This window comes from Janthinobacterium sp. CG3, assembly GCF_000344615.1.
Classification (GTDB): domain Bacteria; phylum Pseudomonadota; class Gammaproteobacteria; order Burkholderiales; family Burkholderiaceae_D; genus Janthinobacterium.
The window spans coordinates 2,512,116-2,534,164 of sequence record NZ_KB467824.1 but is presented as its reverse complement, the minus strand read 5'-3'; the positions used below and the strand labels follow the sequence as shown (position 1 = coordinate 2,534,164).

At 64.5% G+C, this 22,049-nt stretch carries 19 protein-coding genes and 1 pseudogene; 12 read left to right on the top strand and 8 right to left on the bottom strand.

What is annotated here, in order from left to right; translation table 11 throughout:
* Nucleotides 1-16: 16 nt before the first annotated feature.
* From JANGC3_RS0111015 to JANGC3_RS0110980, 8 genes and pseudogenes are all read right to left on the bottom strand, one after another.
* Complete coding sequence (locus tag JANGC3_RS0111015) at nt 17-829, bottom strand: citrate/2-methylcitrate synthase (RefSeq protein ID WP_017876543.1); 813 nt, start codon at nt 827-829, stop codon at nt 17-19.
* The gene (locus JANGC3_RS0111010) at nt 826-1,632 is read right to left on the bottom strand and encodes a hypothetical protein (RefSeq protein WP_017876542.1); all 807 of its coding nucleotides are present in this window, start codon (nt 1,630-1,632) and stop codon (nt 826-828) included. The genes JANGC3_RS0111015 and JANGC3_RS0111010 overlap by 4 nt, the downstream gene beginning before the upstream one ends.
* 33 nt (nt 1,633-1,665) lie before the next feature.
* Nucleotides 1,666-1,767 (bottom strand): annotated as a pseudogene (locus tag JANGC3_RS0111005) (short-chain dehydrogenase); the annotation flags it as partial.
* A gap of 179 nt (nt 1,768-1,946) precedes the next feature.
* Nucleotides 1,947-3,734, bottom strand: a complete 1,788-nt coding sequence (locus tag JANGC3_RS0111000) for a thiamine pyrophosphate-binding protein (RefSeq protein WP_198292018.1) — start codon at nt 3,732-3,734, stop codon at nt 1,947-1,949.
* A 478-nt stretch (nt 3,735-4,212) separates the two neighbouring features.
* On the bottom strand, nt 4,213-5,574 hold the full coding sequence (locus JANGC3_RS0110995) for a diguanylate cyclase (protein ID WP_017876539.1): 1,362 nt from the start codon (nt 5,572-5,574) through the stop codon (nt 4,213-4,215).
* 415 nt (nt 5,575-5,989) lie between these two features.
* Complete coding sequence (locus JANGC3_RS0110990; RefSeq protein ID WP_017876538.1) at nt 5,990-7,183, bottom strand: aminotransferase-like domain-containing protein; 1,194 nt, start codon at nt 7,181-7,183, stop codon at nt 5,990-5,992.
* A 123-nt stretch (nt 7,184-7,306) separates the two neighbouring features.
* Complete coding sequence (locus JANGC3_RS0110985) at nt 7,307-7,768, bottom strand: RidA family protein (protein ID WP_017876537.1); 462 nt, start codon at nt 7,766-7,768, stop codon at nt 7,307-7,309.
* Nucleotides 7,769-8,173: 405 nt separating this feature from the next.
* On the bottom strand, nt 8,174-9,100 hold the full coding sequence (locus JANGC3_RS0110980; RefSeq protein ID WP_017876536.1) for a DMT family transporter: 927 nt from the start codon (nt 9,098-9,100) through the stop codon (nt 8,174-8,176).
* A gap of 209 nt (nt 9,101-9,309) precedes the next feature.
* Here JANGC3_RS0110980 and JANGC3_RS0110975 point away from each other — a divergent pair, with 209 nt between their 5' ends.
* The 12 genes from JANGC3_RS0110975 to JANGC3_RS0110910 all read left to right on the top strand — a co-directional run bounded on the left by JANGC3_RS0110975 (nt 9,310) and on the right by JANGC3_RS0110910 (nt 22,000).
* Entirely contained in the window at nt 9,310-10,785 is a 1,476-nt protein-coding gene (locus JANGC3_RS0110975; RefSeq protein WP_017876535.1) for an aminotransferase-like domain-containing protein, read from the top strand.
* A gap of 313 nt (nt 10,786-11,098) precedes the next feature.
* On the top strand, nt 11,099-11,641 hold the full coding sequence (locus JANGC3_RS0110970; protein WP_035787619.1) for a PEP-CTERM sorting domain-containing protein: 543 nt from the start codon (nt 11,099-11,101) through the stop codon (nt 11,639-11,641).
* 142 nt (nt 11,642-11,783) lie between these two features.
* Nucleotides 11,784-13,709, top strand: a complete 1,926-nt coding sequence (gene htpG / locus JANGC3_RS0110965) for a molecular chaperone HtpG (RefSeq protein WP_026132843.1) — start codon at nt 11,784-11,786, stop codon at nt 13,707-13,709.
* A gap of 698 nt (nt 13,710-14,407) precedes the next feature.
* Nucleotides 14,408-14,725 (top strand): flagellar transcriptional regulator FlhD, encoded by a 318-nt coding sequence (gene flhD / locus JANGC3_RS0110950; RefSeq protein ID WP_026132842.1) that lies wholly within the window; start codon nt 14,408-14,410, stop codon nt 14,723-14,725.
* Nucleotides 14,726-14,757: 32 nt separating this feature from the next.
* Nucleotides 14,758-15,315 carry a flagellar transcriptional regulator FlhC gene (gene flhC, locus JANGC3_RS0110945; protein ID WP_017876528.1) on the top strand — a complete coding sequence of 186 codons (558 nt, stop codon included), beginning with the start codon at nt 14,758-14,760 and terminating at the stop codon, nt 15,313-15,315.
* A 37-nt stretch (nt 15,316-15,352) separates the two neighbouring features.
* Nucleotides 15,353-16,120, top strand: coding sequence for a class I SAM-dependent methyltransferase (locus JANGC3_RS0110940; RefSeq protein WP_017876527.1), 768 nt, complete (start codon nt 15,353-15,355; stop codon nt 16,118-16,120).
* 201 nt (nt 16,121-16,321) lie between these two features.
* A complete protein-coding gene (motA, locus tag JANGC3_RS0110935; protein WP_026132841.1) occupies nt 16,322-17,182 on the top strand; it encodes a flagellar motor stator protein MotA in 861 nt (286 codons plus the stop codon).
* 77 nt (nt 17,183-17,259) lie between these two features.
* Nucleotides 17,260-18,186, top strand: a complete 927-nt coding sequence (motB, locus tag JANGC3_RS0110930) for a flagellar motor protein MotB (RefSeq protein ID WP_017876525.1) — start codon at nt 17,260-17,262, stop codon at nt 18,184-18,186.
* 43 nt (nt 18,187-18,229) lie between these two features.
* Complete coding sequence (locus JANGC3_RS0110925; RefSeq protein ID WP_026132840.1) at nt 18,230-18,778, top strand: hypothetical protein; 549 nt, start codon at nt 18,230-18,232, stop codon at nt 18,776-18,778.
* Between the two features lie 71 nt (nt 18,779-18,849).
* Nucleotides 18,850-19,215, top strand: coding sequence for a response regulator (locus JANGC3_RS0110920; RefSeq protein ID WP_026132839.1), 366 nt, complete (start codon nt 18,850-18,852; stop codon nt 19,213-19,215).
* Between the two features lie 50 nt (nt 19,216-19,265).
* A complete protein-coding gene (gene cheA / locus JANGC3_RS0110915; protein WP_017876522.1) occupies nt 19,266-21,479 on the top strand; it encodes a chemotaxis protein CheA in 2,214 nt (737 codons plus the stop codon).
* Between the two features lie 17 nt (nt 21,480-21,496).
* Complete coding sequence (locus JANGC3_RS0110910; RefSeq protein WP_017876521.1) at nt 21,497-22,000, top strand: chemotaxis protein CheW; 504 nt, start codon at nt 21,497-21,499, stop codon at nt 21,998-22,000.
* The last annotated feature ends 49 nt before the right edge of the window (nt 22,001-22,049 follow it).

Below are 22,049 nucleotides of genomic sequence, written 5' to 3'. Positions count from 1 at the left end.
AAATGGTGCTGGAAAGCTACTCTTCCCATGTTTGTGGAGCAACACCTGTGTAAGCGATGCGGTCGCAGCGCAATGCGAAGGTGGCGCCGGAGGGCCGTTCCAGCGCTTCGATGTAGCAGGGAATCATGCCGGCGAGGAAGCCTGGTTGCATGTACAAATTGCATTCCAGCTCCGAGAAACCCATGTCCAGCGGCAGTGCGACGGCCACCGCGGCGTAGGTCATCGGCAGGCGCCGTCCCAGCACTTTTTCGAGCATGGCCTCGATCTCGAGCGCCAACTGGAAGTGTGGACCAATGGCAACACCTTCGCGCGCCATCATCGTCAGCGTGACCGGAATGCGTTCGTCGACGTAAGGTGTGGCGACCGGGCGGCCATAGCCCATGATGCGTTTATTGCGTTTCAGCTCCTCGCGCACCACCTGTTCCAGCGCTTCGCCGGCCTTGACGCCGGCCAGTGCCCGCACCAGGAAGTCGGCCGAGCCGGTTTCGGTCTGGCGACCGAAGATCGCCCCTTCCGAGCTGGCGATGCCGGCGCCGAGAGCCTGGCCGGCGGTGCCGCGGCTGCTGCCGGCCAGGGCGGCGACGCGATTGCACCACAGGCGCGCGTCGGGGTAGCTGGTGTACACCCAGACGCTTTGCAGCACCTTCAGCTCGGCGCGCGCGAGGCGGCGCCCGGTAACGCTGAAGATATACAGCTCGAACCAGTCGGCCTCGGCGAACGCCGTATGCAGGTCGAGTCCGCGAAACACTGTGCGTTCGCTGGGGAAGCACTGGCCCATGCTGGTCGGCAGCGGGCCTTCGAATTGTTCCAATACCTGATTCTTGCTCATGGCGCCTCCTTGCGGGCGGGATCGTTGTCGAGTGCCAGCTCGAAGAAGGGCAAATGCCGGAAGCCCAATTGGGCCTGTTCCAGCGCGTGGGCGGCGGCGCCGGGCAGGCGCAGCATCAGGGTCAGCATTTCGCCTTCCTCCGGGCGCAGGCCGATGGCTGTCAGGGCCGCGGCGACGACGCCGGTCTGCGCCAGCGGGATGCCGGTGGACGCTTCGAGCGCGCCGCGGTTGGCGCCCAGCCATGCCAATTGTTCGCCCGGCGCGTCGGCGCACAAGGCGTCCAGCAGTTGCCGCACCGGTTTGGCGCAGCTGACGCCATGCGCGGCAAAGCCGGGTGCGTGCCCCGTGCGCGGCCACAGCTTGGGGCGCGGCTCGGGCGGGTTGGCAAGGTGGGCGCACCAGGCGCCGAGGTCGGTGCCGCACAGCTGCCAGGCTTGCATTGCCAGCAGCACTTCGCGCGCGCCGCCGCCCGAGCCGGCGCCGGCCGCGATGGCCGCCATCAGCGTCGAACCGGCCGGGTTGCCGCTACTGGCGGCGGCCATGGCGGCATGCACCGACTGGTCGCGCGGGCCGGGATTGGCCAGCGCCACGGCCACCAGCGACAGGGTGCGCGCCTGCCGCGCGCTGGCGCGTTCGCCCTTGAACAGCAGGTACAAATAATCGATATAGCCGATCTTGCCAAGCAGGTCGCCGTACACGTCATAGCCGCCGGCGCGGCAGGTGTCGGCGCTGAACGGGTCGTCGGCGCAGGGGACTTCCTGCCATAGCCTGGTCTGGATTTGATCCGGAAATTGATCACTCATGGCGCGCTCCTACAACCGACTCATGCCGCCGCCGACGATCTCGGCGCCCTGGTCTTTGAATAGGCGGGCGCTGGCCAAGCCGATGCCGCCGCTGCCGCCGGTGATCAGCGCGATTTTTCCTTCGAGTTTTTTCATGGTGTGTGGTGAATGTTGGTGTGAAACGGCGACGCCGCGGGCCTGGCGGTAATGCCGCTAAGTTAAGCTTGCGTAGGTCGGATTAGCGGCACGCGTCATCCGAGGCCGGGCCGCTGCCGACGCCAGTCGGGTTACGCCCATGCGGGCTAACCCGACCTACGAAAATCCGGGATTTGGTATTAGAAGTCGCCGGCCAGCACGCGCATGCGGCTGTTCATCGGCGGTACTTCATCGGCGTCGATGCGCACGTCGAGCAGGGTGGGGCCGGGGTGGTTCAGCATCGCGTCGATATCCAGCGCGTCCATGTCGGCGGGCGACAGGATGGTGTGGGCGCGCCCGCCCAGCGCGCGCGCCAGCATGGCGAAGTCGGTGGGCGGCATGGCGCAGCCGATCTGTTCCGCCTTGGCCAGGCGCTGGCCGTGCTTGACCATGCCGAGCGAGCTGTCGTTGAGGACGACGAACACCACGGTCAGCTGTTCCGCCACCGCGACCGACAGTTCCTGGCCGTTCATCAGCATGCTGCCGTCGCCGGTGATGCAGACCACCGGCGCCGACGGGCTGGCCGCGGCGGTGCCGATGGCAGCCCCGATGGCCCAGCCCATGGCCGCGAAGTTCATCGTGACGCGCAGCCAGCCGCCGCTCGTCAGGCGCTGGCCCGGCACGCGCTTGCGCCCGTTGCCGCCCATGCGCCGCTCGCCCATGCGGCGGTCGCTTGGCTGCAAATAGTGGGTTGCCCAGGCCACGCTGTTGCCGGTGTCGGCCAGAAAGCGCGTGCTCGGCGGGAACAGGCGCGACAGGTCGCGCATCAGGCGCTGCGGCTTGATCGGCGTGGCCTCGCTGGTGAAGGCTTGCGGGGCGGCCAGGATGCTGTCCGGCTCCCAGTTCATGTTGGCCAGTTCGCGCAGCAGGCGCCGCTTTTGGGTGGGGGCGTCGTGCTCCAGGCACGCCTGGTGGGTGCGCTCGACCAGGCGGTTGAAGATCGAACGGATCGAGCCGCGCATGTGGAAGCGCGCCATCGGCGTGCGCGCCAGGTGGTCTTCCGATTCGTCGATGTGCACCAGGCGCTCGTTGAGCAGGCTGTCGCTCCAGCCGCCGGTGTTCCATTCGCCCATGCTGGCGCCGATCGCCACGATCAGGTCGACCGACGGATCGCGCAACGCCGCTTCGGCCGACGCGTGGCCGCCAAAGCCGAACACGCCGCGAAACAGCGGGTGCTGCGGGCTGACCAGCCCCTTGCCGTCCGGCGTGGTGACGAAGGTGGCGCCTTTCAGGCTGGCGAACTGCAGGATCGTCTCGATGCCGTCGCCGGCCCAGCCGCCGATCAGCAGCACCACGTTGCGCGCTTCGGACAGCATGCCGCGCAGCTGGTCGACGGCGTCGTCGTCCACCAGCGACGAGGGCTTGAGCAGCGCCTGAAGGTTGTAAGTGGGGGCGCTCACGGCGGTCGGCTGGCGGAACACGTCGACCGGGATCGACAGGTGCACCGGGCCGCGCGGGGTGCGGGTGGCGCTCTGCAGCGCCGCGATCAGTTTCGCTTCGAACTGCTGGGGGTGCGAGACCAGCGAGTTGTAGCGGGTGCAGTGGCGGAACATGCCGAGCACGTTGATGCCGGTGCAGCCCGATTCCTGCAGCGGGTGCTTGCCGAACGAGGGCAGGGCGGGCTGGCCGGTGATGACCAGCATCGGAATGTTGTTCTCGTAGGCGCTGGCGACGGCGGTGATCAGGTTGGTGGCGCCGGGGCCGGAAGTGGCGATGCAGACGCCGATCTTGCCGGTCTCGCGGGCGTAGCCGTCGGCCATGAAGGCGGCGCCGGCTTCGTGGCGCGCCAGGATGTGGCGAATGCCGCCGCGCCGCTCGCTGCGCGCCAGGGCGTTGTAGAGCGGCTCGATGGCGCCGCCGGGAATGCCGAAGACATATTCAATGCCGAGCTGTTCGAGGTAGGCCACCAGCAGGTCGGCCATATCCATTGGCGGGGCGGGTGGGGCGGTAGGCGAAGTGCGTGGGCGCACTTGTTCCGGAGCAAGCGTATCGAGCATGGTAATAATCCCGTGTAGTGGCTGTCGCGGAACAGCCGGAGTAAAGAGAGGGTGTCGACGTGTTGTGGTCGATGCAACTATAATTTCTTTTCAGCATTGTAACTTATCTAAAAATAATTAAGTGAGTTTTGGAGAGTATTTAAGAAAATTAAAAGAAAAACCAACAATCTGCTCGTAAAAACAACAGAATTCTCCGCTTGGGCACAGGAATGCTCGGGAAAATGGCCTTCCGTTTGATTTTCCTTGCAAATCGATGGAAATGTTGGGCGCGATGGGGCGGTTGCGGCGGCGTCAATGCGCCCGGCATGTGAATGCCAGGCAAGGCGGAAAAGTGAAGGGGCAGGCTCTTCGCGGGGGGGCGGGCGGGCGGGTTGAGCGCAGGGTTGCGCTCTTGCTTGTGTTTGGCGCCTTAGCGCGTCACGATGGCTTTGACGGCGTCCCACGCGGCGCTGCCGGAGTGGGTCGAGTGGACGCGGTTGCGGCCGCCTTCCTTGGCCGCGTACATGGCGCGGTCGGCGGCGACGAACAGCGCCTCCTTGCTGTCGAGCAGGTGCGGGTAGATGGTCGCCACGCCGATGCTAACGGTGAGCCATGCCGACGTCGCCGAGCGCGGGTGCGGCAGGCGCAGCGTCTCGATGTGGTGGCGGATCGCCTCGGCGATCGGCAGCGCCGCCTCGGCGTCGGTTTCGGCGAATAGCAAGGCGAACTCCTCGCCGCCATAGCGTGCCGCCAGGTCGGTCTGGCGGCAGGCGTGCGTTTGCAGCGCCTGCGCCACGTGTTGCAGGCACAGGTCGCCGGCCGGGTGGCCCAGGCTGTCGTTGTACAGCTTGAAGTGGTCGACGTCGAGCACCACCAGCGACAGCGGCGCGCCGCTGCGCACCGCGCGCTGCCACTCTTTTTCAAGGAAGCTGTCAAAGTGGCGCCGGTTGGCGATCTTGGTCAGCGGGTCGAGGTAGGCGGCGCGCTGGAGCGCGTCCTCGGACTGCTTGTGGTGCGTGATGTCGTGCAGCAGGCCGATGTAGAGCGGCTGGCGCAGGTACATCGGCGTCAGCGTCAAGTCCATGCTGAGGATGGCGCCGTTGCTGTGGCGGATCGCCACCTCGCGCGTGCCGTGGTTGTGCGCGGTGTCCGGGTTGGCCGCGTACATCGCGAAGTAGTCGAGGTATTCCTGGGTCACTAGCGGCGTCAGCAGCTCGCCGATGCCGCGCCCGGCCAACTGGTTCTCCTGGTAGCCCAGGTAGTGGTCGCAGGCCGGGTTGGTGAACTGGATGCGCCCGTCGGCCTCGATGATCAACAGGCCCTCGGCCATGTTGTTGACGATCGTGCGCAGGCGCTCGGCCTGTTCCTGCTGGGTCTCGCTGTTGCTGCGGATTTGCAACTGGGCGCGTACCCGCGCGCACACCTCGGCCATGCGCAGCGGCTTGCTGATGTAGTCGACCGCGCCGAGGTCGAAGCCGGCGACCACGTCATCGGTATCGGTCTTGGCGCTCATGAAGATCACCGGGATGCCGCGGGTCAGCTGGTTTTGCTTGAGCTGGCGACAGGTCTCGAAACCGTCCATGCCGGGCATGACCACGTCGAGCAGGATCAGGTCGGGGTGCACGCGCTGGGCGATCGTCAGCGCGCGCTCGCCGGAGACGGCGACGAAGGTTTGGTAGCCCTGGTCCGTCATCAGCTTGCGTAGCATTGTCAGGTTCGCCGGGGCGTCGTCGACGATCAGGATGGCGGCTTCGCGCCGCGCGGGAAAGCTCGCGCCAAGCGCCTGCGTCACGGCGTCCCCCTGGTCGGAACGCCGCGGCCGCGGGGCGCACGCGCCCGCTCCGGCCGCGGGTGCGGACGCCGGAGCGACGCCATGCAGCCCGCTGCGTTGGCGCGGCGGGCAGGGAAAGGTTCTGCGCGTGCTGACAAAGTCTGGCCTAATCTGGAAATCGTTCTTTGTTTGGATAATACCGCTTTGGTAATTTCTTGGGTGAAAAATTCTTAGAAGAGGGCTGAAGAAAAAACGGCGATACAGGTAAATAGATGGCCAATTCTATCGAATTGTATTGCAACGGATGAATTTTTATGATCCTTGCATGGATACAATGCAAGCACCGGTCGGCGCGGGCGGGAGGGGGGAGCCCCGCCGGAGCCGACGGGGTGGGGCCTGCCGCGGCGCCAAGCGCCGCGGCAGGCGGGATGCGGACTTAGATCTTGGCGGCGATCAGTTTGCCCAGGATCGCGATGCCTTCGCGGATGCGTTCCGGCGACACCGTCACGAACGACAGGCGCAAGGTGTTGGTTTCCGGCGCGTTGGCGTAGAACGGCGAACCCGGTACGAAGGCGACCTTGTTGGCGATGGCTTCGTCGAGCAGCTTCATGGCGTCGATATGGGCCGGCAGCGTGACCCAGATGAACATGCCGCCTTCGGGGCGGGTCCATTGCACGCCGGCCGGGAAGTGTTGGTCCATCGCCGCCAGCATGGCCTGGCACTGGTCGCCGTACAGCGAGCGGATGCTCGGGATGTGGCGGTCCAGGAAGCCGTCCTTGATCACTTCATGCACCACCATCTGCGTCAGTTGCGAGGTGTGCAGGTCGGCCGCTTGCTTGGCCAGTTCCAGCCGGCGCACCAGCGGCAGCGGCGCCACCACGTAACCGAGGCGGATGCCCGGCGTCAGCACTTTCGAGAACGAGCCCATGTAGATGACGCCGTCCGGGTTCATCGCCAGCATTTTCGGGAACGGCGCGCCCTTGTAGCTCAGCGCGCCGTACGGATCGTCTTCGATCAACGGCAGGCCGTGGCGGGCGCAGGTTTCGACCAATTCCAGGCGGCGCTCGACGGACAGGCTGCGCCCGGTCGGGTTCTGGAAGTTCGGCAGCGCGTACAGCAGGCGCGCGCCTTCGGCCACGGCAGTCACCGATTGCGGCACCAGGCCGTGCTCGTCGGTGGCGACCGAGACGAACTCGGGGCGGTACACCGAGAACGCCTGCAGCGCGCCCAGGTAGCTCGGCGTTTCGACCAGCACGCGGCTGCCTTCGTCGATCAGCACCTTGCCCAGCAAATCGAGGGCTTGCTGCGAGCCGGAGGTCATCAACACCTGTTCCGGCACGATCTTGGCGCCGTTGGCCGACAGCGAATCGGCGATCCACTGGCGCAGCGGCAGGTAGCCGTCGGTCGGGCCGTATTGCAGCGCGACCTTGCCGTTGTTCGACAGCACCTTGTCGAAGGCGAGCTTCATTTCCTCGACCGGGAAGGTGGCCGGCGAGGGCAGGCCGCCGGCGAAGGAGATAATTTCCGGCTGCTGGGTGATTTTCAGGATTTCGCGGATGAAGGAGCTTTGCAGCTGCTCGGCACGTTCGGCGAAACGCCACTGGATCGGATTTGGATTTTCAATTTTCATACGTGTCTCACTAAGGATGGACCGTGCAGCGCCCGGCCGGGGTAACAAGCGCGCTTGTGGCGGCTATAAAAGAACGGCGCCGGATAAGCGCCGCCCGAAAAAAGGGGAAGCGCCGGCGCCGGATCAGGCGATTTCGACGACCAGATCGATTTCCACGCAGGCGCCTAGCGGAATCTGCGCCACGCCGAAGGCGGCGCGGGCGTGCACGCCGGCGGCGCCGAAGACCTCGCCCAGCAGGTTCGAGGCGCCGTTGGTGACCAGGTGCTGCTCGGTGTAGTCGGGGGTCGAATTGACCAGGCTGACCAGTTTGACGATGCGCTTGACGCGGGTCAGGTCGCCGCCGCAGGCGTCTTGCAGCGTGGCGATCAGGTCGATGGCGATGGCGCGCGCGGCGGCCTGGCCTTCTTCGGTGCCGATGTTCTTGCCGAGCTGGCCCACCCAGACCGAACCGTCGGCCTTCTTGGCGATATGGCCGGAAATGAACACCAGGTTGCCGGTTTGCACGTGCATGACATAGGCGGCGGCTGGCGCGGCCGGTTTGGCCAGCGTGATATTCAGCGCTTCGAGTTTTGCGTAAACTGACATGTAGTATCCATATAGGTGCCAAAAGTGCGGCGGGTTCAGGGTGTGGACGGCGCCGCCGCGGGTGCTAGTGCGATGCCATTGCCGCGGGCCGGCGCCGGTGCCGGGGCGGTTGGCGCGCCCGGCGGCTCAGCCGCGAGTACCGATATTGTACGTCTTGCAGCCTGCTATGCCCACTAAAGCCAAAAATCGGAACTTAATCAGGTAAAACCGTCGGGCCGAGCTATATAGTGATGCGGCCGCCGCCGCCGGAGCCTGCAAACCATAGAAACTGCCAGCGGCCGGCGTTTCGCCCGGCGGCGGTGCCGTAGCTCGGACGCGGGGGGCGCCGAGGCGAGCCGCGCCGCTCCAGGTCAACGTTGTCGGGTTGCGCCGTCCCGGCTAACCCGAGCTACGAAAATCGGAATGTCAGCGTTTGATTTGCATCTTGCGCCCTACCGCGACCACCGCGATGACGGCCAGCGCGAACAGCACCGTGCTCCATTCCAGCGTTTCGCCCAGCAGCAGGGCGGCGCCGAGCAGGGTCAGGAAGGGCTGCACCAACTGGGTCTGGCCGACCCGCGCCACGCCGCCCAGCGCCATGCCGCGATACCAGAAAAAGAAACCGATAAACATCGAAAACACCGACACGTAGGCGAAGCCGAGCCAGGCGCCGGCGCCGGCGGCGGCGATGGCGGCGCCATGCGACCAGCTCAGCCACAGCACCAAAGGCAACAGCAGCGGCGCCGACAGCACCAGCGCCCAGCTGATGACCTGCTGGCCGCCCATGCTTTGCGAGAGCCGGCCGCCTTCGGCGTAGCCCAGCGCGCCCAGCACCACGGCGACAAACATCGCCAGGTCGGCCAGGTGGAAGGCGCCGCCGCTTTGGCGCAGCGCGAAGCCGACGACCAGCGCCGAGCCGGTCACGGCCGTGACCCAGAACCCGGCCGAGGGTTTTTCATTGCCGCGCAGCGCGGAGAACAAGGCCGTGGCCAACGGCAATATGCCAACCAGCACCGCGCCGTGCGAGGCCGGCAGGGTTTGCATGGCGATCGAGGTCAGCCAAGGGAAGCCGACGACGCAGCCGCCCGCCACCATCGCCAGCGGCAGCAGCGCGCCGCGCGGCGGCAGCGGCGCGCGCTGCCACCACAGCCAGGCGCCGGCCAGCGCGGCGGCCACCAGCGCCCGGCCCAGCGCCACGAAGGCCGGGTCGAACGCCGCCACGGCGAGCCGCGTGAAGGGCAGCGTCAGGCTGAAAATGAGTACGCCGACCAGGCCGAGCAGCATGCCCTTGGTTTCGTTCGAGAGGCGCGCGGCGGCGCCGGCGGGCAGCGGAAGAGTGCTGTTGTTCATCATGTCTCCAAGTTGGCGTGGTGTTGGTGGAGCCACAAACCGGGGGCGACGAGCCGGGTTCGGCCCTTACGGCCTGACCCCAGGGTTACGCCGGTGTTTTTTCCGACGTTCGCGGCAGTGGATTTGTTCGCTCAATGGATGTATCCTAGACTACAAAACCAATACAGTGCCAATACACTTTTCCACATAATTTCACATACTGTGACGGTAAAATGACCAATACGCACTCCCACGCCACGGCGGCGCCGCCGGCGGCCACGACGCTCGGCCTGATTTCGCGCGATTCCGGCGAGTCCCTGATCGACCAGATCGTTCGCGCGGTAGCGGCGCGTATCGACGACCGCGTACTGCGCAGCGGCGCGCGCATGCCGTCGATCCGCCAGTTTGCGGCGGCGCACGGCGTGTCGGCCTTCACGGTGGTGGCCAGTTACGACAAGCTGGTCGGCGGCGGCTACCTGGAGTCGCGCCGCGGCGCCGGTTTCTTCGTGCGCGAGCGCTCGCCGCAGCAGCCGGCCGCGCCGGGCGCCGCCAGTGGCGCGGCCGGCGCCGGCGAGGCCCAGCCGCTGGACGTGGTCTGGCTGGTGCGCAATATGTTCCGGCAAACCCCGCTGGGCCAGGCGCCGGGCGTGGGCACGTTGCCGGCCGACTGGCTCGACGCCGGCCTGATCGCCAACGCGCTGCGCGCGGTCAGCCGCCAGAGCGGCGCGGCGCTGCTCGGCTACGGCCAGGCGCAAGGCTTCCTGCCGCTGCGCCAGCAGTTGCAGATCAAGCTGGCCGAGCTGGAAATCGCCGCCGCGCCCGAGCAGTTCGTCATGACGGTGGGCGTGACGCAGGCGCTCGACCTGGTGGCGCGCGAGTTCTCCCGGCCCGGCGACACCATCTTCGTCGACGACCCGGCCTGGTTCTTGATGTTCGGCTCCTTCGCCGCGCTGGGCGCCAAGGTGATCGGCATCCCGCGCCTGGCCGACGGCCCGGACATCGCCTTCCTGGCCGAGATGGCGGCGCTGCACAAGCCCAAGCTGTACGTGATCAACTCGGTGCTGCACAACCCGACCTCGACCTCGGTGTCGGCGGCCAAGGCGTTCCAGGTGCTGCGCCTGGCCGAGGAGCACGACTTCATCATCGTCGAGGACGACATCTATTGCGACCTGCACCCCGGCAGCGGCGTGCAGCCGGCCACCCGCCTGGCCGCGCTGGACCAGTTGCACCGCGTGATCTACCTGGGCGGCTTCTCGAAAACGCTGTCGGCCACGCTGCGGGTCGGCTTCATCGCCGCCTCGCCGGCGTGGGCCACGCGGCTGACCGACCGCAAAATGCTGGTCACGCTGACCAGCGGCGAAATCAGCGAGCGGGTGGTGTACAAAATCCTTTCCGAGGGTTTGTACCGCAAGCACGCCGAGCGCATCCGCGCCCGGCTCGACCGCGTGCGCGAGAAGACCGTGCGGCAGATGGAGCGCGCCGGGCTGCGCATCGAGGTGGCCGCGCCGGCCGGCATGTTCGTCTGGGTCGACGCCGGCTGCGACACCAACGTGCTGACCGAAAAGGCGATGGCGCAGGGCCTGCTGCTGGCGCCGGCCAGCCTGTTCTCGCCCAAGCAATTGCCGTCGACGCGCATGCGCCTGAACGTGGCGACCATGCAGGACCCGGCGGTATGGCGTTTTTTCGAGCGCGAGCTGCCGCGCCAGTAGGCGCCGGCGCCTTGTCGAGTTGCCAAATAAAGATTCCATATTGTAAATATTAGTAATAAAAATGCAAGCAAATAAAATAACTCTGTGCTAGGATTTTAGCTGTCCGTTAAAGCGATACGGCGGGCGCGATGCGCAGGGGAAGCTTGGGCTGCGGTGGTACCCGCTGGTCTGGTTCTTTCGGTTTCAACGACGAAGAGTCGGGCCATGCGGGGGGCGGAAGCTGGTGTGGGGCGTGACCGCGTGCGCCCGTTTCGGCCAAATTACTTTTGCCTAGCATCCTCTTTGCTTATAAAAAAACCAATAAGGGGGTAATATGAAACGGATACTTCTTGCTTCGTTACTTGTGGTTGTTGGCGTCGGCAGCGCCCAGGCGCAAATCATCAGCTCGGCCACGCCGATTCCCGGCGCCTACGTTTTGATGAACTACGCGGGCTCCGGTCTGGACTGGGTGTACGCCGGTCCGATCGCGCCGAACGAGTGGGGCCCGGGCGATATCCAGCCGGCCGCGTATCGCGCGGCGGAGGGTTGGCGCACCGCCACCGCGGCCGAATGGGCGGCGCATCCGCTGTGGAACGACTTCATCGCCCCGGGCAACCCGGGCGGCATCGTCAGCTCGGGCACGTTCTACAACCACGCCCACTACATCTACGCTTCCGAGTATTGGAGCTATTTCTCGCACGTCGACGCGCAGGACTTTGACCAGGGGCGCGTGACCGATGGCGTCAACGGCGTCTTGTCCGGCGTTCCCGAAACGATCTACGTGCGGATGACCTCCGCGGTGCCCGAGCCGAGCACGGTAACGATGCTGCTGGCGGGCCTGGCCGGTCTGGCCTTCCTGCGCCGCCGCCAAGCCTAGTACCGCTTGATAGTGCGAAAAGTGGCGGCTTCGGCCGCCATTTTTGTTGTCGGCGGGCGCTTTCGGCCATGCCCTTGAAATCCATGTTTATAATCCCCATCTTGCTTACATCCGTTCAACTAGTCTTACACGAGGTAAAAACATGGCTGTCGCCGAAAAAGAAACCCTTGGCTTTCAAGCTGAAGTGAAGCAACTGCTGCAATTGATGATCCATTCCCTGTACTCGAACAAGGAAATTTTCCTGCGCGAGCTGATTTCGAACGCCTCCGACGCGTCCGACAAGCTGCGCTTCGAAGCGATCAACAACGACGCCTTGTACGGCAACGACCACGAACTGAAAATCAAAGTCAGCTTCGACAAGGAAGCGCGCACCATCACGATTTCCGACAACGGCATCGGCATGAGCCGCGATGAGGCGATCTCGCACCTGGGCACCATCGCCAAATCGGGCACCAAGGAATTCTTCGGCAAGCTGTCGGGCGACCAGCAGCAGGACGCCGCCCTGATCGGCCAGTTCGGCGTCGGCTTCTACTCAGGCTTCATCGTCGCCGACAAGATCACCGTCGAGACCCGCCGCGCCGGCGTGGACGCGTCCGAAGGCGTGCGTTGGGAATCGGCCGGCGAGGGCGACTACAGCATCGAGCCGGTCGAGAAAACCGCGCGCGGCACCGACATCATCCTGCACCTGCGCGAAGGCGAGGACGAGCTGCTGTCGAGCTGGAAGATCAAGTCGATCATCCGCAAATATTCCGACCACATCTCTCTGCCTATCGTAATGCAGAAAGAGGAATGGGACGAAGAGAAGAAGGAAACCGTCGTCAAGGAAGAATTCGAGACGATCAACCAGGCCAGCGCGCTGTGGGCACGCAACAAGTCCGAGATCACGCCCGAGCAGTACGAGGAATTCTACAAGCACGTCTCGCACGACTTCCAGGCGCCGCTGACGCACACGCACAACCGCGTCGAAGGCCGCAGCGAGTACACGCAGTTGCTGTACATTCCGGCCAAGGCGCCGTTCGACATGTGGGACCGCAACAAGCGCGGCGGTATCAAGCTGTACGTCAAGCGCGTCTTCATCATGGACGACGCCGAGCAGTTGATGCCGGCCTACCTGCGCTTCGTCAAGGGCGTGATCGATTCGAACGACCTGCCGCTGAACGTCTCGCGCGAAATCCTGCAAGAGTCGCGCGACGTCAAGGTGATCCGCGAAGGGTCGACCAAGCGCGTACTGGGCATGCTGGAAGAGTTGGCCAACGCCGACGAGCAAGAGAAAAAAGACAAGTACACGACCTTCTGGAAAGAGTTCGGCCAGGTGCTGAAAGAGGGCATCGGCGAGGACGCGGTCAACAAGGAGCGTCTGGCCAAGCTGCTGCGTTTCGCCAGCACGCATAACGACGGCGACGAGCAGAACACCTCGTTGGCCGACTACGTGGCGCGCTTGAAGGAAGGCCAGGACAAGATTTTCTACGTCACGGCCGACAACTACCGCGCCGCGAAGAACAGCCCGCACCTGGAAATCTTCCGCAAGAAGGGTGTCGAAGTGCTGTTGCTGACCGACCGCGTCGACGAATGGATGCTGTCGTTCATCCAGGACTTCGAAGGCAAGGAACTGGTGTCGGTGGCCAAGGGCGGCCTCGACCTGGGCAAGTTGGAAGACGAAGCCGAAAAGAAAGAGCACGAAGAGACCGAAACCTCGTACGCGGACCTGGTCGGCAAGATGAAGGAAGCGCTGGCCGACAAGGCCAAGGACGTGCGCGTCACGTTCCGCCTGACCGATTCGCCGGCCTGCCTGGTCGCCGATGAAAATGAGTTGTCGGGCAACCTGCTGCGCATGTTGAAGGCCGCCGGTCAAAGCGCGCCCGAATCGAAGCCGATTCTGGAAATTAACCCGAACCATCCTCTGGTGACGCGCCTGAAGTACGAAGACGCCGAAAAGGGCACGCTGTTCGCCGACTGGTCGCACATCTTGTTTGACCAAGCCATGCTGGCCGAGGGCGGTTCGCTGGCCGATCCGACGGCCTTCGTCAAGCGCCTGAATGACATGCTGCTGAACACCCCGGCCAAGTAAGCCTTACTGTCCGACGCCAAACCGGCCCCCGCTTGCGACGCAAGCGCGGGCCGGTTTTTTTCGTCCGCGCAGCCGGCCCGCGCTTGTCGGCGCCGCCCCGCGGCCAGCAGCGCGAGTACGCCGACGCCATGCTGGCCGGTTCGGGCCACGGCCTGGAAGCCGACGACGGTGATGTAGGCGTCCGTAACTAATTTGTCGCAGCCGAACACGTACAGCCCGCCAAGTGAGCGCTTTTCAAGGCCCCGTCCCGGGCTACGGCAACTATTTTGAAGTTTTTTCGCATTATTTTCAAAAAACCCTCAAGTTCCCGCCGCGGCCGCCGTAAAAGAGTACATGAAAGAGATTGAAAGATTTTTCAAAGTTTTTTCAAAATACCCCTCAAGTTCTCGGCGAGGCTGCCGTTATAGAAAGTAGAAGCGGTTGTCGCAGCACAAAAGAGTTGTAGAAAACGGCGTTTCCACCTCAGGCAGGAAGTCAGCTTTTGAACTTTTCAGCCCCATCAAATAGCGTCCTCCACGGGCGTCACAGCATGACCTGCTAGTGTTTGTCGGACAAACACCTACAGGTCGCACCGTCTATTGTCGGACGAAAAATACAGCGCGCCACCTCTACTGTTAAACTTGTTGCTCCATCAGAATGTATCTCATCGGCAATACGCAACAGACGCCGGATGAGTTCAACGCACTGAGGAGATGGAAATGACTGCTAACGACATGATGGCCGAAATTCGCGACGCCAACCTGAGCTACCTGATGTTGGCCCAGCAGATGATCCGCGCGGACAAGGTAACGGCAATCTTCCGTCTTGGCATCGCCGCTGATATCGCCGAGCTGATCGAAGGCATGAGCAACGCCCAGATTCTCAAGCTCGCCGGCGGCAACATGATGCTGGCCCGCTTCCGCTTCGACGACAGCGCCATTCTGGGCATGTTGACGAACTATAATAAAGATCGCTCGCTGGCCCAGTCGCACGCCGCCATCCTGATGGCCGGCCAAGCCGTCGAAGAAATCGCTTAACCAGTTTCAGCGTCAACCGCGGAGTAGAGAACATGGCCAAGAAAAGTGTGGTGTCGGAAGCGCAGGAGATCCAGCTTGCGATCGAACTGATCCAGCTTGGCGCCCGTCTGCAGTTGCTTGAGACCGAAGTGTCGCTGTCGCGCGAACGCCTGCTCAATCTCTACAAGGAATTAAAGGGCGTCTCGCCGCCGAAGGGCATGCTGCCGTTTTCGACCGACTGGTTCATTACCTGGCAACCCAACATCCATTCCTCGCTGTTCATCAACATCCACGCCTTCCTGGTCGAGCACGCCGGCGCCAGCGGCATCGAAGCGGTGATGAAGGCCTATAAGTTGTACCTTGAACAAATGCCGCCGGAACCGGGCGAAGAGCCGCTGCTGTCGCTGACGCGCGCCTGGACCCTGGTGCGTTTTTTCAACAGCAACATGCTGGCGATGGCGCCGTGCAAAAAATGCACCGGCAAGTTCGTCGTCAACACCTTCGACCTGACCGCCGACTACGTTTGCGGCCTGTGCCACATGCCTTCGCGCGCCGGCAAAACCAAAAAAGCCAAAGAAGCCGCCGGCGCCAACCTGCCGCTGGGGGCGTGATTCCGGCTGCCCGCGTACTGGCCGGACGGGTTGCCGCGTGAGTTTGCCGCGCCAGCTGTGGCGCGCGCCCGCCGTGCGCGCGGCGCTGTTGCAGGCGCTCGCCTTTCCGTTGATGTTGTCGCTGGTGTATCTGCTGGCGCGCGCCGGGCTGCCGCCGCCGATGGTTGGCGTGGCCCTGTTGCAGGGCGCGCTGGCGGCGGCGCTGAGCTGGCGCTGCGGCCTGGCGTCGTGGTGGCGCGCGATCCAGCTACTGTTTCCGCTGGCGCTGCTGGCGGCGCAATCGCTGCACCTGCCGCCGCTGCTGTTCTTGCTGGCCTTCCTCTTCCTGCTCGGCCTGTATTGGTCCACCTTCCGCACCCAGGTGCCGTTTTATCCGTCCGGCCCGGCGGTTTGGGACGCGGTCGCCCGGCTGCTGCCTTCGCAGCGGCCGGCGCGCCTGATCGACATCGGTAGCGGCCTCGGCGGGCTGGTGCTGGAGCTGGCGCGGCGCCGTCCCGACTGCGTCTTCACCGGCATCGAACTGGCGCCGTTGCCGTGGCTGCTGAGCGTGCTGCGCGCGCGCCTGGGCGGCAGCGCGGCGCGCTTCGTGCGCGGCGACTACGAGCGGCTCGACTTCGGCAACTACGATGCGGTGTTCGCCTACCTGTCGCCGGCGGCGATGGCGGCGCTGTGGGAAAAGGCGGCGCGCGAGATGCGCCCGGGTACGATGTTGTTTAGTTATGAGTTCAATATCGCCGCGCAAAAGCCCGACCGCAGCATCGCCGCCACACCCGGCGGGCCGGCCCTGTATGTCTGGTACTTTTAAGCACACCTCTGCGTTATTTACTTGCTCGGTGGCCATAGTCAGGTTATTGTGGTTCCACCTGTTTGTCGTTCCACCTGTAATTTTTATGAAACCGGGTCGGTTTCCGTATACATTCTGCCCCCTCGTGCTTGTTGTGCCTGAGCATGGATAGATGGACCAGCCGAAGTTTGCAGCGCGGCCTTATTTTGGGAGTCAGTGCACTTGTTAGTTATTATTGGTTACGTGATCGTATGCGGCTCGGTCTTCGGCGGTTTCGCCATGGCGGGGGGGCACTTGGCCGCGCTGTTCCAGCCGCTGGAACTGCTGATGATCGGCGGCGCCGCGCTCGGCGCCTTCCTGGTCGGTAACACCGGCAAGGCCATCAAGGCCACGATGGCGGCGGTGCCGAGCCTGTTCAAGGGTTCGCGCTACACCCGCGACTTGTACATGGAGATGATGTCGCTGCTGTTCGACGTGCTCAGCAAGGTGCGCAAGGAAGGCCTGATGTCGATCGAGGGTGACATTGACACCCCGCAAGATAGCCCCTTGTTCAGCAAGTATCCGTCGGTTCTGGAGGATCATCATATTGTTGAATTCATGACGGATTATCTGCGCCTTATGGTGTCGGGCAACATGGATGCGTTCCAGATCGAAAATCTGATGGACAATGAAATCGAGACCCACCACCACGAGGGCGCCGTGCCGGCGCATTGCGTCGCCAAACTCGGCGACGGCCTGCCGGCGTTCGGCATCGTCGCCGCCGTCATGGGCGTGGTGCACACGATGGAGTCGGTCGGCATTCCTCCGGCCGAGCTGGGCATGCTGATCGCCCACGCGCTGGTCGGCACCTTCCTCGGCATCTTGCTGGCCTACGGTTTCGTCGGTCCGCTGGCCAGCCTGCTGGAGCAAAAGCTCGACGAGTCGACCAAGATGTTCCAATGCGTTAAAGTGACGCTGCTGGCCAGCCTGAACGGCTACGCGCCGGCGCTGGCGGTCGAGTTCGGCCGCAAGGTACTGTATTCGACCGAGCGTCCGACCTTCGGCGAACTGGAAGAGCATATCAAAAAATCGAAGACGAAATAGGCGCCGGCGCACCATGAACACATCGCGGCAGTCGACACCGCGGCAAGCTGGTTTGCCGCACACGCAAGGGGCACAACATGGCGGATGAAGGCCTGCGTCCGATTATCGTCAAGCGCATCAAGAAAACCGCCGGCGGCCACCACGGCGGCGCGTGGAAGATCGCCTACGCCGATTTCGTGACCGCGATGATGGCCTTCTTCTTGCTGATGTGGTTGCTCGGCTCGACCACCAAGGGCGACCTGAACGGCATTTCCGAATTCTTCAAGACGCCGCTGAAGGTGGCCATGCAAGGCGGCTCCGGCAGCGGCGACAGCTCCTCGGTGGTGCCGGGCGGCGGCGAGGACTTGAGCCGGCAGCAGGGCCAGGTCAAAAAAGGCGAGGACCCGCTGGTCAAGAAGACGTTCGACCTGAAAGGCGCCAAGGCGGCGCTCGAACGCGAAGAGGGGCAGCGCCTGGCGGCGCTGAAGGCGAAGATCGAGGCGACCATCGACGCCAATCCGGCGCTGCGCAAATACAAGAACCAGCTGCTGCTCGACATTACCAGCGAGGGCTTGCGGATCCAGATCGTCGACGAGCAGAACCGCCCGATGTTCGCGCTGGCGCGCGCCGTGGTGCAGCCCTACACCCGCGAGATCCTGCAGGCGATCGGCTTTGTGCTCAACGAGGTGCCGAACCGCATCGGCCTGTCCGGCCACACCGACTCGACGCCGTATATGAGCGACGTCGGCTATAGCAACTGGGAGTTGTCGGCCGACCGCGCCAACGCCTCGCGGCGCGAGCTGATCGTCGGCGGCATGGCCGAGGGCAAGATCCTGCGCGTCGTCGGACTGGCGTCGGCGGCCCATCTGGACCGGGCCGACCCGTTCAATCCGATCAACCGGCGCATCAGCATCATCGTCATGAACAAGCGCACCGAAGAGAACGTGTTGCGCGACGGCGCGGCGCTGGACGTACCGGCCGAGCCGGCGCCGGCGGCGCCGCCGCCGCAGCCACTGAAAAAATAGCAAGGCGCGCGTCTGGGCGCGCATCTGGAAAACGAGAACGGTTATGACGAGAAAAAAGATCCTTGGCTCACACGTGAAGCGCCTGCTGTCCGGTGTCTCGGACCACGGCCGCAAGCATTTGACGGAAGTCGAGACCGACCTGGTGCAGACCGGCTTCCTGCTGGAGGAGGCGATCGAGAAGCTGTCGAGCAACTTCATGGCGATCCACGCCGCCGTCGCCGCGCAGCAGCAGACCATCGACCTGTTGCTGGCCGGCGGCGTGCCCAGCGCCGAGGATGGCGCCAGGTTGGCGGCGATGCAGGGCGAGGTCGGCGGCTATGTCAACGCCGCCATCACCAGCATGCAATTCCAGGACATGACCAGCCAGCTGATCGACCGCACGCTGAAACGCGTCACCGGCCTGCGCGAATTCCTCGGCACGCTGAGTTCGCACGGGGCTGAAATGTTGCCGGAAAGCGACAACGATGAAATCGTCGAACTGCTCGGCAAGGTCAGCATGGCGCTGGCGATACAGAGTTTGGAGTTGCGCAGCGTGCTGCGCAAGGCAGTCAGTCAACAGCATTTGGAAAGCGGCGACATCGAGCTGTTCTAGCCCGGGGGGCGTCGACACAATCGGTCAAACAAGCGGGCGCGGTGCCCGGAATTAAAATAGTGGGAGCAAAGATGGCTAAAACGATACTTGCAGTGGATGATTCTAGCTCGCTGCGCCAGATGGTGGCCTTCAGCCTGAAGGCCGCCGGTTACCTGGTGGTCGAGGCGGTGGACGGCCAGGACGGCCTGGAAAAGGCCAAGCTGCAAACGGTGGACCTGGTGCTGACCGACCAGAACATGCCGCGCATGGACGGCCTCGAACTGATCAAGCTGCTGCGCCAGCAGGAGGCGTACCAGAAGGTGCCGATCCTGATGCTGACCACCGAGTCGTCCGACGAGATGAAGGCGAAGGGCCGCGCGGCCGGCGCCAACGGCTGGCTGGTCAAGCCGTTCGACCCGCAACGCCTGATCGAGGTGGTCAAGAAGGTGATCGGCTAATGTTCGCCATGGAGTGCACAGATGCAACGCGAATTTGACGGAGTCACCACATGACCATCGATATAAGCCAGTTCTTCCAGGTCTTTTTCGATGAAGCCGAGGAACTGCTGGCCGAAATGGAACGGCTGCTGCTGGCCGTCGACATCGCCGCGCCCGACGCCGAAGACCTGAACGCCGTGTTCCGCACCGCCCATTCGGTCAAGGGCGGCGCCTCGACGTTCGGCATCACCGACATGTCGGAGGTGACCCACATCCTCGAGTCGCTGCTCGACCGCATCCGCAAGGGCGAGATGGCGCTGACGTCCGAGCACGTCGACGCCTTCCTGGCGGCCAAGGACATCCTCAAGGTGCAGCTCGACGGCCACCGCCTCGGCAGCGCCGTCGACCAGGACGCCGTGGCCGACGTGCGCATGATGCTGCAGTCGCTGTCGCAGGGCGCCCCGGTGCACGCGATGGCGCCGGCGCCGTCCTTCCACAGCGCCGAGGTGAAGGTCGTCAACCACGAGGGCGGCACCCGCTACCGCCTGGAGTTGCCGCCGATGGACTTGCGCGAGGTGCACGCGCTGGCCGCCGAACTGGGCCTGCTCGGCCTGGTCGCGCTGACGCCGCTCGACGGCGAGCGCCACGCGATGATGGTGACGACCCATGAAAGCCTGGACGACATCATCGCCATCTGCTCGTTCGTGCTGAACCCGGACGACCTGGTGGTGTCGAAGGCGCCGCCGTTGACGCCGGCCCAGCGCGGCATCGAGGACGCCGCCCGCGCCGAGGTGGAAGGGGCGCTCGGCTACGGCTTCTTCGACCCGATCGAACCGTTCGCCGCGGCCGCCGGCGAGTCCGGCGAGGGCTACGGCTTCTTCCAGCCGATCGAACAAATCCGCGCGCTGTCGAACGAACCGAGCGACGCCGAGCGCGGCTACGGCTTCTTCCAGCCGATCGAGGAAATCCGCGCCGTCGCCGGCATCGCCGCGCCCGAGCCGGCGGCGCCGGCCGTCCGCGGCGAGGCCCTGGCCGACGCCGACGCCGACAAGAAGCCGGCCGCCCGCAAGGACGGCGAGAAGGCCGGCGCCGGCGCCGAGTCCTCGTCGATCCGCGTCTCGATCGAGAAGGTCGACCAGTTGATCAACCTGATCGGCGAGCTGGTGATCACCCAGGCGATGATCGAGCAGCGCGCCGACGCGCTCGACCCGATGCTGCACGAGCGCCTGCTCAACAGCATTGGCCAGTTGACCCGCAACACCCGCGACCTGCAGGAAGCGGTGATGTCGATCCGCATGATGCCGATGGACTTCGTGTTCTCGCGCTTCCCGCGCATGGTGCGCGACCTGGCCGCCAAGCTGGGCAAGAAGATCGACTTCATCACCAACGGCGCCGCCACCGAACTCGACAAGGGTTTGATCGAGCGCATCGTCGACCCGCTGACGCACCTGGTGCGCAACAGCATCGACCACGGCATCGAAATGCCGGCCGCGCGCGCCGCCGCCGGCAAGAGCGAGGCCGGGCGGCTGTTCCTGTCGGCCAGCCACCAGGGCGGCAACATCGTCATCGAGGTGTCCGACGACGGCGCCGGCCTGAACCGCGAACGCATCCTCGCCAAGGCGCTGCAGCAGGGCATGGCCGTGTCCGAGCAGATGAGCGACCCGGAGGTGTGGCAACTGATCTTCGCGCCGGGTTTCTCGACCGCCGAGGCGGTCACCGACGTGTCCGGCCGCGGGGTCGGCATGGACGTCGTCAAGCGCAACATCGGCGCCATGGGCGGCACCGTCGACATCCGCTCGGCCAAGGGCTTCGGCACCACCATTTCGATTTCGCTGCCGCTGACGCTGGCGATCCTCGACGGCATGTCGATCCGCGTCGGCGAGGAAGTCTACATCCTGCCGCTGGGTTACGTCATCGAGTCGCTGCAACCGGCCCCCGAGGACGTCAAGGAAATCAGCGGCAAGGGCAGCGTGGTCAAGGTGCGCGGCGAATACCTGCCGTTGATCCCGCTGTACCAGATGTTCGACATCGCGCCGCGCTTCACCGATCCGTCGCAGGGCATTTGCGTGATCCTCGAAACCGAGGGCCGCAAGGCGGCGCTGTTCGTCGACGACCTGGTCGGCCAGCAGCAGGTGGTGGTGAAGAACCTGGAGTCGAACTACCGCAAGGTCGTCGGCGTGTCCGGCGCGACCATCCTGGGCGATGGCGGCGTATCGCTGATCCTCGATGTCACAGCCCTCATCCGTTCATCGCGCCAGTTGGCCGACGAATCCATCCCCTCTTGACCAGATAGGAAACCATCATGGCAGACCAGCAAAACTCAGGGCTGAAACTAGCCGACGGCAAGGACATCGCCGGCCATGAATTCCTCGCCTTCACGCTCGGCTCGGAGGAATACGGCATCGACATCCTGAAGGTGCAGGAAATCCGCGGCTACGAGGTGGTGACGCGCATCGCCAACGCGCCCGAGTTCATCAAGGGCGTCATCAACCTGCGCGGCATCATCATCCCGGTGGTCGACATGCGCATCAAGTTCAAGCTCGGCACGCCGGTGTACGACCAGTTCACCGTCGTCATCATCCTCAACATCGGCGGGCGCATCGTCGGCATGGTGGTCGACAGCGTCTCCGACGTCACCACGCTGACGCCGGACCAGGTCAAGCCGGCGCCGGAGATGGGCACCGCCTTCAGCAGCGACTACATGATCGGCCTGGGCACCATCGACGCGCGCATGCTGATCCTGGTCGACATCGACAAGCTGATGTCGAGCGGCGAAATGGGCTTGATCGACAAGCTGGCGGCGTGACGGCGGAATTGTTTTCCGCCCGGGCCGCGTTGCGGTAAGGTAGGGCCAT